We start from the raw sequence: 15,160 nt of genomic DNA on the forward strand, positions 1-15,160 counted from the left end.
TCGGTGGACGCCGGAAAACTGATCGTCAAGGGTGCGTTCGGCGACCGCTTACATTTGTATCTGGTGATAGAGCATTTAAGAAAGTAAAATAACGTAACTTTTTGGCATCCTTAGATGAGGAATGGCTTTCAGCCAATACTGGTCGCGTCGCACCCAGTACGTCCTGAACGTGAACTGTATTCTTGCAACTGACCGTTTAAGTGTGCGGCTCGTAGCGGTTAACAGCTTTCACTCCGAGGCAGGGTTACATGTGAGCAAAATTCTACTGAATACGGATGGAGTCGTGAGTTAAGTGAGGGCTACTGTGCATATTGTCGATACGCCATCCAAGGTGGAACCTCAGGATGAAACTGGTGATTACAAGGATTTTTGGGATAAGGCGGGCCACAAGTATTCCGTGCTAATTCGACGAACTGCTGACTACATTGTCTATATAAGCGAGGAAACAAATCGTATCGACTGGGCAACTTCGAATGCCTATGACCTTGAATGTGAAAAGGCGACCCACTATGCATACGATAAAAAATGTCGAGTGCTTGCTGTTGCTGCTTTGCTAGAAGCGCGGCCTTGCTCAGATCTGCCGGATGATGTTCAGCGAGATTTTCGTATTCTAATAGGTGAGGCGCTAGTGTCATGCTTTGAGCACGACTATGAAACTGCTGGGCGTCTTATCAGTGAGGCAGAGCAGTACATAAATGCTCGTAGTCAAGAGCAATCACGGTATTGGTATGTGATTTCTTGTTTGTGGTCAATTGCACCATTTGCTGTGGTTGTGATTATATTTTGGTGTTTGCGACTGTATTTCCAGCAAACACTTGGTTTATCTGTTTTCTGGTTAGTTCTTGCTGTTTGTGCTGGTGCATTGGGGGGGCTATTTTCTGTCTTGCTACGAACAGGAAAAATCAATTTTGATAGTGCTTCGGGTAGAAAAGTCCACAATTTAGAGGGTGTTGCCAGAGTGTTGACTGGTGCAATCGCGGGTGGGGTGGTTGCACTAGCTATCCGCTCAGAATTGCTGTTTCCGAGCTTGGCTCGGGGGGATAAGTCGGAGTTTGTCCTATTGTTTCTTGCAATGGTGGCTGGTTCCGGTGAGCGTTTAGCATCATCAATGATTGAAAAATTTGATTCTAATTACAGAGAGAAGAATTGAACATGAAACGTAAAGCATTGCTCATAGGAGCCCCAGGGAACAATGGGGATAAAGACGATAAGTTGCCTGGTGTTAATGCAGATCTGGAAAATCTGCGTGGCTTTTTAATGTCCCCAGTAGGAGGGGGGTGGTATCAGTCAGAAATTGATGTGCTTGTTGATCCGACTCGTGCAGATGTTGATTCGAAATTGAGTGAGCTTAAAGCCCATGACTATTCATTTGTGTTCTTTGGAGGTCACGGTCGCCATGCTGTTGAGAGAAATAGAACTCAACTGAGCTTAAGGCCTGGAGTCTATATTGAAATGGCTGATCTAGTGCGCGCAGGAGCAAGAAAGCACACGGTAATCGCGGATGCCTGCCGTGTTTTCCATTATGAGATGTTACGTAAGGCAGCTGATCTACAGGCCTATTCCGAAGCACTTGAAAGTATTCACACTGACGATTCGCGAGCAGTTTTTGATCAACATTTGAATGGTTGTTCACCCGGCGTAGTTGAACTATATGCTTGCGACCGCAATGAGGGTGCAAATGAAGATGATGCTGAAGGTGGTTTGTATACTAGTTCTCTTATTGGTTCAGGAAGGCAATGGGGAAAGAGTGGTAATAAAATCCGTGTGATGTCAATTGTTTCTGCCCATGACGCGGCTAAGGTACGGGTAAAAAACAGGTCTTCTGGTCGTCAGAATCCATCTGCGATGTACCCAAGAACTACGCCGCATTTTCCATTTGCAATTGCCCCTCGCGGATTTTACTGAAGCTACGAGTTTTTGTGAGATTGCTACCGATCTCAGAGTCATAAAAAAGCCGTTTCCACAAACCAGGGAACGGTTTTCTCTAGTGCCCGGTGCCAAAGCCGGAATTGAACTGGTACGCTTTGATGCCGGGGATTTTCTTCCCGCTTCAGCTTTCGCCATCGTCATGTTTGCGCATGGCGTTCGTGTCTGGCGTACGCCTTCCCCATAGCTTTACAGCCTTAGGTGCCCGGCCTTCTGTCTTTAAGAGCGACATGAGCTCCCCATATGCTGCTATTTTTTTGAAATGAGAACATGATCAGTCGGACAGGCACCGTAGAGAAGTCGATGTTCGATCATCTGTTCATGCAGTGAAATCGAAGGGATGAGAGTTTGAAAATCTGGCCGTTGTCGTATGCAGACTACGACTGGCAGGCATATATCAATATGCGGCAGCTTGCTTCAGCAGATGCACACTGCCTAATTGGATCGAGAGCAAAACATCCCCTTCGAATCCGTAGAGCCTCACCGTTTGATCCCAGCTTTGCGCGATTTGATGAACGCGCCAAGCTACGCCGAATTCGCCTTTTGTTGTATGGACAAACACTGCCGGAGAAGGACGTCGAACGATTCAACTTCGTCGAGGAACAGCCCATCCTCTACCATGTACTGATAGTCAGCGGCCAACTTGGCCAGGGCCTCGTCGCCTGGCACCAAACACAATCCGCCTGAGACGGCCGCGTGGTAGTCGATTAGTGTGCCGTCTGGGCCTTTTTCCGTAAAGAAGATGCTCTTGTGATTGGCTACTTCCTTGGCGAGCGTCCTGTCGGTGATTGCCGAGTCAGCGAAGCCGGCGGCATCCAAACGCGTTACGTCGTGCCAGTGACGTGCAAATCGTTCACCACCGCGAAAGATCCCTTGTGAGCAAAACACATGGATCGCGGTGGCTTTCTCCCAAAACGTCCGTTCGGCACGCATCACCTGCGGCGTTGCTTCCGGAAACTCTACACATTGCAGGTGTGCGGCGGCATCGCAACTGACCCCGCGCAATTCGCATGGTTCTCCGGTGGAGCGTGCGCCGAATTCGAGCATGACCGCAGACGGCACATAGCCCGTTCCAGAAGCTAGCGGGGTGTAGTCGATGAACACTTTGTCGCCTTCGGCGCGAATCTGGGCTGGCAGATCCTGCCGCAGCAACTCTTGCCGGAGGAGCGGGACGACATCGGCCGTCACCCATTCAGCCAGCCGGGAACGAATCTCCTTGCTCCATTTCTTTTCCTGGCTCTTGCTGGCAGGAAGGGGCGTGCCTGCCTCGCCAATCAGGTCGCTGGCGATGGCACGGATGTCGTAAGTGAGATCCACATCCTCGGAAAAACGCTGGATGACACCGTAGGCCTTTGACAGCGAGGTGCCTCCCTTGAAGATGAGATGTGGCGCGTAGGGTGCGGCGAAGAGGTGGTGTAGAGCCCACACCACCCAGACATCCTTTTCCAGCAGGTGGGGAGGGCGACCGGAAGCGTCGGCTGCATGGGCCAGGGCTTCAAGACGGTCATCGACAGAGAGATCGAAAAATTTAGCCATGCGACACCAGAGCACTTACTTCCTTTGCCATCCATGTAGGTAGGCGCGCGCGTGCTGATGCGACTTCCTTTATTTCGGATGGCGGTAGTTTGGCACGCAGAGCGCGCAGCGCTTCTCCGGCGCGCTCTGGCCCCAGCCAAGCCAGCGCCCGCACGACATCACCAGCAGCGCGTCCAGGAAGGATCAACTGCCACACCGGCGCGTGGCGGAATTCAACGGTCTGGGCTCCCAGCTTCAAACGGCGACTGGGGCCCGAGGTCAGGTAGACAGATCGCACGGGCACTTGGGTGGTGAGCCCCAGCGCATTGGCTGCCGCTGCACCGTGCGGCACGATGGTTTCGCCGCGCTGTTGGGCGAGCCCCTCGACCATTTTGGAGGCAGAGGGTGCGCGGGAGCCGAACCGGTTCTCCACCGGTAGGACATAGATGCCGCGACCAGCGCGTAGCAGGGCGCCGCGCTGTACGAGTCGGGACAGCACTTGGTCTACCGCTGCTCGGTTTCCCAAATGCAGCAGTTCTTTGGCGACCAAAGGAGTGCCCTCCGGCAATCCGGCGGCGTGCTCCAGAACCTGTTTGGCAATGGTTTGCATGGTGGGAATCTCCTGACTGTTAGAATTATGAAGTAATTTCTGACAGTTTTCAAGAGAAGCAGGCTTTCGTGCTTGCCGTGAAGCTAAGCACTACCGCATGCCTGGAAACGCATTCAGGACGTTGAGAAAATGCGCTCGAAGCGATACAGCGACTTGGAGACGCAGATCAGTCAGGTGAGTATCCTCGGAGCGCCCGCCACAACTTTCAGCTGCCGGATGAGGGCGCTAGCTTGCACTTTATGCCGGCTGACGATTTGGGATTTTTTCGGTATGCTGAGGGCTGATTGATGATATGCCGATGCTCCGTAACTCCTTGCCAACAAAACCTATTTTTTGGCGACGGTATCAGTGACGGTAGAGGCATATTTCGATCACAAAAAATCCCTTTAACCACAATGACTTAAGTGGTTTGTTGATGATCGAGTGGGAGTGAAATCAGGCCCTTCGAGGACTCTCGTCAGTTATCGAAAAGCCGCCGTAACATATAGAACCGCTTGGCGATGAAATTGGCGGTAAGAATCGAAGGCCTGATTAAGATCGTTCCGTTCACTATCCAGACCTAAACCGCCTTTGACGGTTTAGGTCTCTTCGGGAAAGTTTATTTCATGCGGCTTTCCCGGCATCAGCAGGTCTCCCGGCCCCTGACGGTATCGCCTGCCGGTACCGTCCTTTCCGCGACGATGATCGTCTGCACGGTCGTTGTGAGATGTTGATCTTGTCCAGCCCTTTGGCGGGCCGGTGGATGTTTGGTTGACCAATGCCAGGCGGTCATCAGCCAGGCTGCCCAGCTCAAAAACCACGCGGCGTCGCCTTGTTGCCGCAAGGTGTTGTGATGGATTTTCCGTCGGCACCATACTTTGGGGGCGAACCTTGCGGGTAGATCAATGGCAGCATTCGTGACTGAGGTGTCCGCATTCAAAGCACAGGCTGGTACCGGCGCTGCCTGGCGTCTGGGCGTGGCCGTTCGCTGCGCTTGAAACCGATGGTTTTCCCGAAAAACGGGGCTATTGATGCTGCTGCATCAGTTCAGTAATCCAATCAATGAAAACGCGCAGTTTGGCACTGACATGGCGGTTTGCTGGAAATGCCAAGTGCAGTGGCATAGGCTTAAAACGCCATTGTTCAAATAACGGAATCAAGGCGCCATGGGCCTGATGTGCTGCCGCCATGTAGTTTGGCAACGCAATTACTCCTAGCCCAGCCAGCCCAGCTTCCAGATAGGCATTTCCATCATCGACGGCGAGTACGTAGCTGCTCTTGATTTCCAGGCGCTCAGTCCCGCAGTGCAGTGTCAGAGGATCAATTTTGCCGGTGCGTGAGGATAAGAATCCCACGATGCGGTGGTGGGTGTTTTCCAGCTCTCGGGGATGTGTAGGGGTGCCAAGGCGTTCTACATAACTCGGTGCAACGTAGGCACCGATGGGCAAATCGCCGACATGACGCGCAATCAGGGATTGGTTGTTTATTTCTCCACCGCGCAAGACACAATCCACGTTGTCGCCGATCAGATCCACCATCCGGTCGCTCACACCCATGTCGAACTGGATATCAGGGTAGCGTGCATGGAAGGCCGGGAGCGCGGGCACCAGGATGAGACGAGCCAGGGGGCTGGGTACATCTACCCGTAGCCGTCCTCTGGGCGTGCTCGCCGCATTGGACAAGCTATTTTCAGCGTCTTCCAGGTCCGCCAAGAGGCGGATGACGCGCTCGTAGTAGGCGGCTCCGTCGGGAGTGACACCGAGCTTGCGCGTGGTGCGATGGAGCAACTTGACGCGCAGGCGCGCTTCCAGCTGCTGAACGAGTTGCGTCACGGTGGTTTTGCTCATATGCAGGGTTTGAGCAGCCTTGGTGAAGCTGCCTGCTTCCACGACACGAGCAAAGGCGCGCATCGCATCGAAGCGATCCATTTCCTATCCTCTTTCTGGCAGATTGTTTGGATTTTACAAACAATGCTGAACAAAGTTACTTGTTTATCCGCCTGGTCTGCGCTTGTAGAGTACCTGAGATTCATGGGGCAGGTTTCGCCCCAATACACAGGGATAAACATGGCAACACGCGAAGCAGTTTTTCCGTCCGGTCGGCGGGCGCTCTATGAGCGCAACCGGTATTCACCAGCCATTAAGTCCAATGGCTTCTTGTTTGTTTCGGGGCAGGTGGGAAGCCGAGAGGATGGTTCGCCTGAGCCGGACCTAAAGGCGCAGGTCAGGCTGGCATTCGAAAACCTTAATGCTGTGCTCGCGGCAGCGGGTTGCACATTCGGCGATGTGGTTGACGTCACTCTTTTTGTCGTCGATCCCGAGTCGAACCTCGAAGCGATTTGGCATGTTCTGCCAGAATATTGGGGAGAAGCGCCTTATCCCACTTTGACTGGAATTGGCGTGACGTGGCTTTACGGATTTCAGTTTGAGATCAAAGTGATTGCCAAGTTGCCCTAACGTCTATTCCGGTTAGGCATGCTGGATGTCTGCCGACTACGGGCGGGATAAGAAGGGGCTGGTGCCTCTGTTCAAAGCGCGTTCCGAGCAAGGCCGCCTGACAATTCAAACTGACCGAATGGGTGCGTTTGCCTGCTAAGGATCCTACGCATCGACTAGAGAGATAAGCCATGATGAAAGCAGCGGTTTACGACGCAGCAGGCGCCCCTGGGGTTTTAAGGTATGCCGATATTCCCACCCCGGATGTCGGGCCTGACGAGGTTTTGATTGCTGTTGAGGCAATCTCGATTGAAGGGGGCGATCTCATCAACCGCCGTTCGACTCCGCCACCTCATTCTTCCTGGGTGGTCGGTTACGCGGCAGCGGGCACGGTGGTGGTGGTCGGAGCGAACGTTGCGAGCCGCAGAGTTGGGGAGCGTGTCACGGCATTCGACATGCAGGGCTCGCATGCCGAACTTTGGGCTGTGCCAGCAGGGCGCACATGGCTGATACCCGATGGCGTGGAAGCTGTGGACGCGGCGATATTGCCAATCTCTTTCGGGACGGCGCATCACTGTCTTTTCGCGCGCGGTGCGCTGGCACACGGAGAAACGGTACTGATCCAGGCAGCGGCTGGCGGCGTGGGCCTTGCTGCTGTTCAGCTTGCCGCGCAAGCCGGTGCGACGGTCATCGCCGTGGCTAGTGGAACACAGCGAAGCAGTCGGCTGCGCGAGCTCGGTGCCCATCATGTGGTGGATCGCACGGCCTATAACGTCGTGGATGCTGTCCGGCAGATCACCCATGGCGCAGGCACAAATCTTGTCCTGGATCCGGTGGGAACAACGCTGCAGGATTCTCTTGCTGCGCTGGCTCCTGAGGGGCGTGTTGTTTTCGTTGGCAATGCTGGCGGAGGCAATTTGGCTGTCGATTTGTGGCCGGCTATGCAGGGCAACCAAACGCTTTCGGGTGTGTTCATGGGCCCGCTTTTTGAGAGGCCGGCGATCCGTTCAACCGTGGACGAGCTTTTGCAAGCGCTTGCCGATGGGCGTATATACGCCGTCATTGACCGCATCTTCCCCCTGGCGCAGGCCGCTGCGGCCCATGCTTATGCGGAAACGGCCAAGCCGCTGGGCCGTGTCGTCATGAGACCGTGAAGTCGGTTCGCCACATGTTGCGTGCCTGGCGAAGGACGGAAATCCCCCCGCTAAAGCGATGGAGTCACAAGTAAAATTTTCTCATGGCGACATTGGCAATCCAATTCCGCTTGCATGGATGTGCCGCTGATAGCGCGGATGAGTGTGCTGCGGATTTTCAGCAGGATTTTTACCGGTTTCCCCGATACCAAGATAGCCAGTAGAGGTTTCAGTGAACGATGAGGCGGTGTGTGTGAGGTTTGCCAATTTAGGGGACTATGAGGCGCTGTGTGCGCTTGATTCAGTCGCTGAGACAGACGCAGGGCGGCGCGCGCAGATCCGGGCATGGCTTGAGTCTGCGTGCTGTTGTGTCGGCGAACAGCAGGGGCAGGCGCTTGCTTATGGCGTTTTGACGCGCCATTTTTTTGGGCAGCTATTTATTGAGATGGTGATGGTCGGTAAAGCGTACCGTGGCCATGGCCGGGGCGCAGCGATCCTTGAGTATTTTAAATCCGCTCAGGCTGGTCAAAAGTTGTTCAGCTCGACCAATTTGTCCAACCAGCCGATGCAAGCGTTATTTCTCAAGCAAGGTTTCAGGCCTAGCGGCTATATCGACAATTTGGACGAAGGAGATCCCGAGATCATTTTTTATCATGCGCCCAGGTGAGGGCGGATATCGGGTGTGATGTGTCAGGCGCCAGGGTTGGGGCGCTAGGGGCGGCAAGGGGATTGGGCGGCCTTGTGTGCGTTTCTTCTGCGTTTGACGGCACGCTCTGGTGCCCGAAATAGGAAAGCCCACCAGGGGGCGGCGTGGCTGGCCGATTGGGCCAGCTGCTGTTTCTGGTGGGCTTGCGGGGATTTCATGCGCTGCTGGCCTGGGGGCAGGCCAGCGGTTCATGCGCAAGTTCAGGCCGAGAGTTCGTTTCTAACGATGGCGGCGCCTGCGCTGAGGGCCTGCAGTTTGCCTCGTGCTACCTGGCGGGAGAGGGGGGCCATGCCGCAGTTGGTGGCCGGGTAGAGTTTGTCGGCATCGACAAACTTCAGCGCTTTCCGCAGGGTGTTGGCGACTTCCTCGGGCGTTTCGACGGTGTTGGTTGCCACGTCAATGGCGCCTACCATCACTTTCTTGCCGCGGATCAGTTCAATGAGATCCATGGGGACGTGCGAGTTCTGGCATTCCAGCGAGATGATGTCGATGCTGGATTTTTGCAGTTTCGGAAAGGATTCTTCGTACTGCAGCCATTCCGATCCCAGGGTTTTTTTCCAGTCGGTATTGGCTTTGATGCCGTAGCCGTAGCAAATGTGCACGGCGGTTTCGCACTTCAGGCCTTCGATGGCCCGTTCGAGGGTGGCCACGCCCCAGTCATTGACTTCATCAAAGAAGACATTGAACGCTGGTTCGTCGAACTGGATGATGTCAACGCCAGCCGCTTCCAGTTCGCGGGCTTCCTGATTGAGGATGACAGCAAATTCCCAAGCCAGTTTTTCGCGGCTTTTATAGTGGTTGTCATACAGCGTATCAATCATCGTCATGGGGCCAGGCAGGGCCCATTTGATGGGTTGCTTGGTTTGCTGACGCAGGAATTTGGCGTCTTCAACAAAAACAGGTTTTTGCCGGGCCACTGCGCCGACGACGGTCGGCACGCTGGCGTCATAACGATCACGGATCCTGACCGTTTCGCGTTTTTCAAAATCAACACCGCTGAGGTGTTCGATAAACGTCGTGACGAAGTGCTGGCGCGTTTGTTCGCCGTCGCTGACGATGTCTATGCCGGCGTGTACTTGCTCTTGCAGCGCCAGACGCAGGGCGTCTTGCTTGCCTTCAATGAGTTCTTCGCCTTGCAGTTTCCACGGTGACCAAAGCGTCTCCGGTTGCGCCAGCCAGGAAGGTTTGGGCAGGCTGCCGGCAGTGCACGTAGGAAGCAGTTTTTTCATGATGGACGACCTTGTTTTTGAGAATCAGAGAGCGTAATGGGCGGCGGACCATTCTTCAAGAATAGCCTGGTGCGGTTTGATGAAGTGTTCTTCAACAAACTTGCCCTGCTCAATGGCCAGCCGGTTGCGTTCTTCCCGGTCATAAACAATGCGGGTCAGCGAATAATCCTGATGCTTCAGGCTGGGCTGGTAGTTGTGCCCGGCCGCGGAGTTCGCATTGTAAATTTCCGGCCGATAGATTCTTTGGAAGCTATCCATCGTGCTGATGGTGCTGATGAGCTCAAGATTGCTGTAATCGTTCAACAAGTCGCCAGCGAAATAGAAAGCCAGCGGGGCGGCGCTGTTTTGCGGCATGAAATAGCGCACTTGCAGCCCCATTTTGCCGAAGTATTCGTCCGTCAAGGAGTATTCATCCTGGCGGTATTCCACCCCCAGCACCGGGTGTACGTTTTCGGTGCGGTGATAGGTTTTGCTGCTCGAAACACTCAGGCAGATTACCGGCAGTTTTTTGAAGTGCTCTTGGTAAGTGCTGGAATGAATGAAGTGTTTGAACAGCTTTCCGTGCAGATCGCCAAAGTTCTCTGGCGTGCTGAAGCCCGGTTGATCGCGGTTGTGGTTCAGCAGCAGCACGCTGAAGTCATAATCCCGGACATAGGAGGAAAAGCTGTTGCCGACCATGCCCGTGGTGCGCGTGCCGGTCTGGTGATCAATGATGCTGGTTTTCAGAATTTCAATCAGCGGCAAGGCATTGCTGGTGCTGGTGGTATCCACATTGATTTCAATGGAGATAATGTCCAGTTCAACGCTGTAACGATTCCCTTTGGGATTGTCCCAGTGCGCCAGGGAGTTAAAACGATTGTTTATCATCCTTAACGTATTGCGCAGGTTTTCCTGACGGCTTTCACCCCTGGCCAGATTGGCAAAGTTGGTGGTAAGGCGCGTATTGTTCGAAGGGTGATAGTTCTCGTCGAAGCGAATGCTTTTCAGAGAAAATGTGAAATCGTTATTCATTGCAACCTGGCATCCTAAATTCTGAGATAAAACCTGAAGTTATTTCTTGCGCTGCCAGGCGTTTATGGTTTTAATTTCCTGGCTGCAATTTGGTGTTTTTTTGTATTGCCTAAATTCAGAGCAAAGCGTATTTTATGCTGAGTCATTGCTTGAAAAAAAGTGATTTAATTTCACTCTAGTATTAGTTTTTCTCAAGATCTGCCCTGGGGCCAGCGTTCATGCCGTGTTCCAGGTGTCTGAAGCCCGGATGGCATGAAGAATCCTCATGGATTTTGCCTGTTGGCCTAGGATTGCCTGCGTTGGTCCGCTAGGCCAAGCGGATAGGGGCGGCGCAGCCTGGCCTGACAGAAGAATGGTGCCGGTTTTCGGCTGCAGGCATGGGTTGGCAGGCGTGGGCCTGATGCCTGGCGCACAAATGGAGCGCGGCCGGGCTGGCCTTGGGAAGGCCAGCGTGACGGCCCAAGGCCGGGGCCGCGCTGGTGTTAAGCAGAGACCGTAAGCAGAGCCGCCGTAACGCGCTGGCTTGTGATGGCAGCGGCTTCAGGCGGCAGACAGCATGGCCAGATGGCTGGCCATGCCGCCGGTGTCGCTGGCGGCGTTGATATGGTTAAAGTAGTCATACCAGCCACTGGCTTGGATACCAGCCAGCAGGGCGTCTCTGGCCTGCGTGTCGGGAAAGCGCCAGATGCCTAGAAAACGGTGCGCGCTGGCCTGGTCTATGCCGGGATCTGTTTCGCTCAGCGCCAAGACTTCAATGCCCAGACTGGACAGGCTGCCCATGGCGGCCTGGATGCCGTTGAGAAAAGCCTGGCGCTGAGGGGCCGCCAGGGCATGCCAGGCGGCGTTCGGTGTATAGAGTTCGACGAGGTAGTGGTTCATATGGGGGTAAGGGCTATTTGAGGTTGCGCAAGGCGCGCTGGCAGATACGGCGGGTGGCATCCGTGGGCGAGTGCTGCTCCCATTGCAGGCAAAGCTGGCGTACCCACTCCGGCTGATCTTTGGCGGCATCGTTAAGCCAGTTGGCGATAGAGTCCTGCACATAGACGGATGGGTCGCTGCGCAAGGGGGTGAGAACAGGCAGCGCCTGTTCAGGGTGTTGCTTGAGCGCGCCGATGTGAGCGCACCAGACGCCGCGCGGGCGCAGGGCTTCGCTGGCAAAACGCCGCTGCTTGTCCGAGGGCGAAGCGGTCCAGCCCGCCAGCAGTTCGATGGCATCAGCCAATTGCGTTGCCAGGTGCGGGCGGATGGCCATCCAGGCCCATTCGCGGACACCGAAGTGAGGGTCGTCGGCCAGCGGGCGAATAGCCGCCAGGCGGCTTGCCAGATCCGGGTAGGAATGCTGGCCAATCATGAAGCAGGCCCAGCCGCGGACGGTATCGGAAGGGTGGTTCTGGCATATTTCCAGCGCGGTGAAGCCAGGTTCCTGCAAGAGAACGGCCGCAATGCCCGCCATCCGTTTCAGGATGCCTTGCTGGCAAGCGGCCTCCGCGGCTTGCCGCGCGGCGGGGGATAGCGCGGGAAAGACAGCATGCAGCAAGACGGATTGATCCAGCGCCAGCCCTTCAGCCAGGGTGGCGCTGGGCAGGGTGCCTGAGGATAAGGCAGCCAGGATGTCAGCAGGAATATCGGCGGTGCGTGTGGCACCTTTGCGCGCAGGCGCTGCTTTCATGAGGATGACTCCTGTGTGGAGGTTTCGAGATTGCCAGCGACTTTGCGCAGCAATAGCGCCAGTTGTTCATGTTCCGTCGCCGTCAGGTTGCCAAAGAGTCCAGCGATCCAGCGGCTGTGCTGCTCGAAGACGTTTTGTGCGGTTTGCTTACCTTTTGGGGTGAGCACGACACGCAGGGCGCGGCGGTCCTGGCTATCGGCATGGCGCTTGATCAGGGCTTCGCGTTCCAGGCCATCGAGCAGGCCGGTTACGGTGGCGCGAGTCACGCCTGCCTGTGCGGCCAGGACGTTGGGCGCCAGGCCGGCAGGGGCGGCATCCAGCAGAAATAGCAGGACAAAGCGGCCTTCTGAGAGGCCATGCGGGGCGAGCAAGGCTGCGCAGTCTTTGTCGATGGCGTTAGCCAGCGACAGGGTTTGGAAGCAAAGCTGAATGCTGGCGATATTCGGCAACTCGCGCCGCGCCGCTTCCGTAAGCAATGCTCGGTACTTCTGTTCCAGATTCATTGTTTGTCACCATATGGTATGGTGGCTAATTATAAGTTGGGAAGAACGAGAGGTAAAGTGCGCTGATGTTGCAAGCGTGCAGGCCGTGAGGGCCAATAGGGCGGCTATCCGGGGCAGGCACCCTGGCGCAGCTACCCTGGGGCAGCCACCCCTGGTTGCACATTCCGGTTTTATATTCCGGATGCCAATCCAGAGAGCGGATGAGCATGCTGCGCAGAGGCTCGCGGGGGCGGACGCTGTCCTGGGGAGATGGGAAACTCGTCAGGCCCCAGGACGGTTTGCCAGTTGGCTGTCCGGGAGCGGCTTACCTCACGGGCGGAAGGTCCGGAATGTCTTTGACCAGCCGCTGGTACATCTCATCTTCCATTTTGACGAAAGTGAATTGTTGTTTGTCCGCGGTGAATTGGACGACCTTGTTTTTGTCGTTCAGCTGGTAAAGCTGGGTGTTATAGCTTGCCACTTCATTGAGTTCCTGAACTTTTTCCGGCTGGCCGTGTTCAGCGGTCTTGCGCTGGTGGGTGATGCTGGTAAAGATCTTGGTCGCCTCATCGAACGTCCAGGTGTAGTACTCGCTGTAACGCGATTCTGGCTTGCCGTTCTTTTCGTCTATGGTCATGTAGTTGAAGCCGACGTGATTGGGCGTCAGAACGACCATATAAAAAAGCTCGGCAGGCTCTTCTTCGACCATGGCCCAGGCGCCATAAAGCTCCTGGGTCCTGATGTTGTTCAAAAGGGTTGCCTGGGCGGGTTTTTCTTCATTGACGCTTGCGGCCGGCGCCGCCAGCAAGCTGCAAGAGGCGAGCAGCAGGCTGAATCCTGCCAGCAGGCTTTTGGGTAGGAATGTCATGGGATGATCCTTGGGCATAGTGATTGAAAGGCAAGCGCATATGGCCATGGGCATAAGAGGGCATGCATTGGCCATGGGCTGGGAGTGCTGCGGATGGACCCAGTTGTTGCGGCTCATGGCGGGCTGCGCGCTAGATTCGGAAAGCTGGGCCCATGATATGTCCCGGATCCGGTGATGGCGCGGGGTTTCTGCTGAGCTTAGGTAAGAATTCGTGTCATCTGCCTGTCGTGTTTGCCGGGGTGGCCAGTCAGATCTGAGGCGTGGCAGCGATAGAAATATGCTGAGTTCAGGGTGTTCTGCCGTGGTGCGATAGGTGTTTCAGAATCAGGTCCGCGCGTTGCGCGATGCTGACTTTGGGCAGCACATGGACGGTATAGCCCAGGGCGGGGTAGGCCAGCAGCAGGCGTTGATATTCTGCCTGCGCGGCTTGCATGTCATGGCGGCGCTCGGCATCTTGAACATAAATTTCCGGCCACGGCGGGGTCAGGAACACTTGCGGATGATAGCGGTATTTCCGGGCCAGCCGGGCCAGCCGGGCCAGTTGGGTCAGGTTCGGCAGATCGGACAGGTTGGCTGTATCTGCGTGTTCATGCCAGGCGGCAGCCGCATCAATCAGGCTGCGGTCAAAGAAAACCCAGCCGTCAGCATCGCGGGGCGCCTGGGCATAGTCCTGCCGGGCCAGACGGAGAGTTCGTTCCAGGAAGGCCGGCATGTTCAGCCAGGGCAGTGCCTGCCCGCCGGCATGGCATTCTTCCTGAACAATGCGTCTGCCTGCTTCGGGAATAACGGGGTGGCCGCGGCGGGCCAATTCATCGAGCAGGGCAGATTTTCCGCCGCCGGAGCAGCCGGATAAAACGACGAAAGGAATCATGGGTATTGTGTCATTCTGATGAAGAATCTGTGGTCAGGCAGATTGGCCACGCGCTTGATGTTTCAGGAATAAGGATGCATGCTGAGGTGTTGCCCGGCAATTCACGCTGGTGAGTGCCGGGTGATGGGCGGTGCACGCAAACCGCTGTTCCACGCAGGAAAAAAAGGAGATGAAAATGAGCAAAACGCTATACACCACGGCTGCAACCTCGACGGGCGACGGCCGTAATGGCCATGTGCGCAGTGAGGATGGGCTGCTGAATTTGGATCTGGCATTTCCCAAGGAACTGGGGGGCGCTGGCGGCAAAACCAATCCTGAGCAATTGTTTGGCGCAGGTTATGCCGCATGCTTTCATTCGGCATTGAATCTGGTGGCTTCCAAAGAGAAGGCGCCGGTGACGAACTCGACGGTGACGGCGCGTGTCAGTTTGCATCCCACCGAAACTGGCGGTTTCAAGTTGAGCGTCGTGATGCAAGTGGAAGTCGCGGGCGTGAAGCAGGATGTGGCTCAGGCCTTGGTGGACAAGGCGCATCAGATTTGCCCTTATTCCAATGCGGTCAGGGGCAATATTGACGTGACCTTGGAAGTAAAAGCCGCCTGATGGCGGCGCGGCCGGCAGGGTGAAAGGATTGCCGCAGGCGCAAGCTGCCGGTAACCATTTTCCCGTTGCCTGCCGGCGGGCCAGCAGGGGCGCCTTCGCGGCCCTCTGCTGGTGATCGCTACCGG

The 15,160-nt window shown here is 55.6% G+C and carries 16 protein-coding genes; 6 read left to right on the top strand and 10 right to left on the bottom strand.

Going from position 1 to position 15,160, the window contains the following annotated elements; all coding sequences use genetic code 11:
* Positions 1-304 precede the first annotated feature (304 nt).
* On the top strand, positions 305-1,150 hold the full coding sequence (locus ACTJGZ_RS06440; protein WP_441662120.1) for a hypothetical protein: 846 nt from the start codon (positions 305-307) through the stop codon (positions 1,148-1,150).
* 2 nt (positions 1,151-1,152) lie between these two features.
* A complete protein-coding gene (locus ACTJGZ_RS06445) occupies positions 1,153-1,905 on the top strand; it encodes a caspase family protein (RefSeq protein ID WP_441662121.1) in 753 nt (250 codons plus the stop codon).
* Between the two features lie 546 nt (positions 1,906-2,451).
* Here the strand turns inward: ACTJGZ_RS06445 and ACTJGZ_RS06450 are convergent.
* The 3 genes from ACTJGZ_RS06450 to ACTJGZ_RS06460 form a co-directional block, all read right to left on the bottom strand.
* Positions 2,452-3,462 (bottom strand): nucleotidyl transferase AbiEii/AbiGii toxin family protein, encoded by a 1,011-nt coding sequence (locus tag ACTJGZ_RS06450; protein WP_441662122.1) that lies wholly within the window; start codon positions 3,460-3,462, stop codon positions 2,452-2,454.
* Positions 3,455-4,051: a DUF6088 family protein gene (locus tag ACTJGZ_RS06455; RefSeq protein ID WP_441662123.1), complete on the bottom strand. Its 597-nt coding sequence runs from the start codon at positions 4,049-4,051 to the stop codon at positions 3,455-3,457. The genes ACTJGZ_RS06450 and ACTJGZ_RS06455 overlap by 8 nt, the downstream gene beginning before the upstream one ends.
* A gap of 1,004 nt (positions 4,052-5,055) precedes the next feature.
* The gene (locus ACTJGZ_RS06460; protein ID WP_441662124.1) at positions 5,056-5,958 is read right to left on the bottom strand and encodes a LysR substrate-binding domain-containing protein; all 903 of its coding nucleotides are present in this window, start codon (positions 5,956-5,958) and stop codon (positions 5,056-5,058) included.
* A gap of 138 nt (positions 5,959-6,096) precedes the next feature.
* Between ACTJGZ_RS06460 and ACTJGZ_RS06465 the strand changes: the two genes are divergently transcribed.
* The 3 genes from ACTJGZ_RS06465 (at position 6,097) to ACTJGZ_RS06475 (ending at position 8,265) form a co-directional block, all read left to right on the top strand.
* Complete coding sequence (locus tag ACTJGZ_RS06465; RefSeq protein ID WP_441662125.1) at positions 6,097-6,486, top strand: RidA family protein; 390 nt, start codon at positions 6,097-6,099, stop codon at positions 6,484-6,486.
* Positions 6,487-6,656: 170 nt separating this feature from the next.
* Positions 6,657-7,619, top strand: a complete 963-nt coding sequence (locus ACTJGZ_RS06470) for a quinone oxidoreductase family protein (RefSeq protein WP_441662126.1) — start codon at positions 6,657-6,659, stop codon at positions 7,617-7,619.
* Positions 7,620-7,851: 232 nt separating this feature from the next.
* Positions 7,852-8,265 (top strand): GNAT family N-acetyltransferase, encoded by a 414-nt coding sequence (locus ACTJGZ_RS06475; protein ID WP_441662127.1) that lies wholly within the window; start codon positions 7,852-7,854, stop codon positions 8,263-8,265.
* Positions 8,266-8,504: 239 nt separating this feature from the next.
* Here ACTJGZ_RS06475 and ACTJGZ_RS06480 read toward each other — a convergent pair whose 3' ends face one another.
* The 7 genes from ACTJGZ_RS06480 to ACTJGZ_RS06510 all read right to left on the bottom strand — a co-directional run bounded on the left by ACTJGZ_RS06480 (position 8,505) and on the right by ACTJGZ_RS06510 (position 14,434).
* Positions 8,505-9,533 carry a methionine synthase gene (locus tag ACTJGZ_RS06480; protein ID WP_441662128.1) on the bottom strand — a complete coding sequence of 343 codons (1,029 nt, stop codon included), beginning with the start codon at positions 9,531-9,533 and terminating at the stop codon, positions 8,505-8,507.
* 24 nt (positions 9,534-9,557) lie between these two features.
* A complete protein-coding gene (locus ACTJGZ_RS06485; protein ID WP_441662129.1) occupies positions 9,558-10,544 on the bottom strand; it encodes a DUF1852 domain-containing protein in 987 nt (328 codons plus the stop codon).
* Between the two features lie 540 nt (positions 10,545-11,084).
* Positions 11,085-11,423: a DUF6616 family protein gene (locus ACTJGZ_RS06490; protein WP_441662130.1), complete on the bottom strand. Its 339-nt coding sequence runs from the start codon at positions 11,421-11,423 to the stop codon at positions 11,085-11,087.
* 13 nt (positions 11,424-11,436) lie between these two features.
* Positions 11,437-12,213 (bottom strand): HEAT repeat domain-containing protein, encoded by a 777-nt coding sequence (locus ACTJGZ_RS06495; protein WP_441662131.1) that lies wholly within the window; start codon positions 12,211-12,213, stop codon positions 11,437-11,439.
* Complete coding sequence (locus tag ACTJGZ_RS06500; protein ID WP_441662132.1) at positions 12,210-12,716, bottom strand: MarR family winged helix-turn-helix transcriptional regulator; 507 nt, start codon at positions 12,714-12,716, stop codon at positions 12,210-12,212. Before ACTJGZ_RS06500 ends, ACTJGZ_RS06495 begins: the two co-directional genes overlap by 4 nt.
* A 304-nt stretch (positions 12,717-13,020) precedes the next feature.
* The gene (locus tag ACTJGZ_RS06505) at positions 13,021-13,680 is read right to left on the bottom strand and encodes a hypothetical protein (RefSeq protein ID WP_441662133.1); all 660 of its coding nucleotides are present in this window, start codon (positions 13,678-13,680) and stop codon (positions 13,021-13,023) included.
* A gap of 169 nt (positions 13,681-13,849) precedes the next feature.
* Positions 13,850-14,434: an AAA family ATPase gene (locus ACTJGZ_RS06510; protein WP_441662134.1), complete on the bottom strand. Its 585-nt coding sequence runs from the start codon at positions 14,432-14,434 to the stop codon at positions 13,850-13,852.
* 169 nt (positions 14,435-14,603) lie between these two features.
* On the opposite strand from ACTJGZ_RS06510, the gene ACTJGZ_RS06515 reads away from it, so the two are divergent.
* Positions 14,604-15,035 (top strand): organic hydroperoxide resistance protein, encoded by a 432-nt coding sequence (locus ACTJGZ_RS06515; RefSeq protein WP_441662135.1) that lies wholly within the window; start codon positions 14,604-14,606, stop codon positions 15,033-15,035.
* Positions 15,036-15,160 lie beyond the last annotated feature (125 nt).

Source organism: Kerstersia sp. (genome assembly GCF_052103615.1).
GTDB lineage: Bacteria > Pseudomonadota > Gammaproteobacteria > Burkholderiales > Burkholderiaceae_B > Kerstersia.

What these genes read in the sequence shown, in the direction of transcription:
- ACTJGZ_RS06445 (WP_441662121.1), top strand. Translation starts at nt 1,153, where the DNA reads ATGAAACGTAAAGCATTGCTCATAGGAGCCCCAGGGAACAATGGGGAT.
- ACTJGZ_RS06450 (WP_441662122.1), bottom strand. Translation starts at nt 3,462, where the DNA reads ATGGCTAAATTTTTCGATCTCTCTGTCGATGACCGTCTTGAAGCCCTG.
- ACTJGZ_RS06455 (WP_441662123.1), bottom strand. Translation starts at nt 4,051, where the DNA reads ATGCAAACCATTGCCAAACAGGTTCTGGAGCACGCCGCCGGATTGCCG.
- ACTJGZ_RS06460 (WP_441662124.1), bottom strand. Translation starts at nt 5,958, where the DNA reads ATGGATCGCTTCGATGCGATGCGCGCCTTTGCTCGTGTCGTGGAAGCA.
- ACTJGZ_RS06465 (WP_441662125.1), top strand. Translation starts at nt 6,097, where the DNA reads ATGGCAACACGCGAAGCAGTTTTTCCGTCCGGTCGGCGGGCGCTCTAT.
- ACTJGZ_RS06470 (WP_441662126.1), top strand. Translation starts at nt 6,657, where the DNA reads ATGATGAAAGCAGCGGTTTACGACGCAGCAGGCGCCCCTGGGGTTTTA.
- ACTJGZ_RS06480 (WP_441662128.1), bottom strand. Translation starts at nt 9,533, where the DNA reads ATGAAAAAACTGCTTCCTACGTGCACTGCCGGCAGCCTGCCCAAACCT.
- ACTJGZ_RS06485 (WP_441662129.1), bottom strand. Translation starts at nt 10,544, where the DNA reads ATGAATAACGATTTCACATTTTCTCTGAAAAGCATTCGCTTCGACGAG.
- ACTJGZ_RS06490 (WP_441662130.1), bottom strand. Translation starts at nt 11,423, where the DNA reads ATGAACCACTACCTCGTCGAACTCTATACACCGAACGCCGCCTGGCAT.
- ACTJGZ_RS06495 (WP_441662131.1), bottom strand. Translation starts at nt 12,213, where the DNA reads ATGAAAGCAGCGCCTGCGCGCAAAGGTGCCACACGCACCGCCGATATT.
- ACTJGZ_RS06500 (WP_441662132.1), bottom strand. Translation starts at nt 12,716, where the DNA reads ATGAATCTGGAACAGAAGTACCGAGCATTGCTTACGGAAGCGGCGCGG.
- ACTJGZ_RS06505 (WP_441662133.1), bottom strand. Translation starts at nt 13,680, where the DNA reads ATGAGCCGCAACAACTGGGTCCATCCGCAGCACTCCCAGCCCATGGCC.
- ACTJGZ_RS06510 (WP_441662134.1), bottom strand. Translation starts at nt 14,434, where the DNA reads ATGATTCCTTTCGTCGTTTTATCCGGCTGCTCCGGCGGCGGAAAATCT.
- ACTJGZ_RS06515 (WP_441662135.1), top strand. Translation starts at nt 14,604, where the DNA reads ATGAAAATGAGCAAAACGCTATACACCACGGCTGCAACCTCGACGGGC.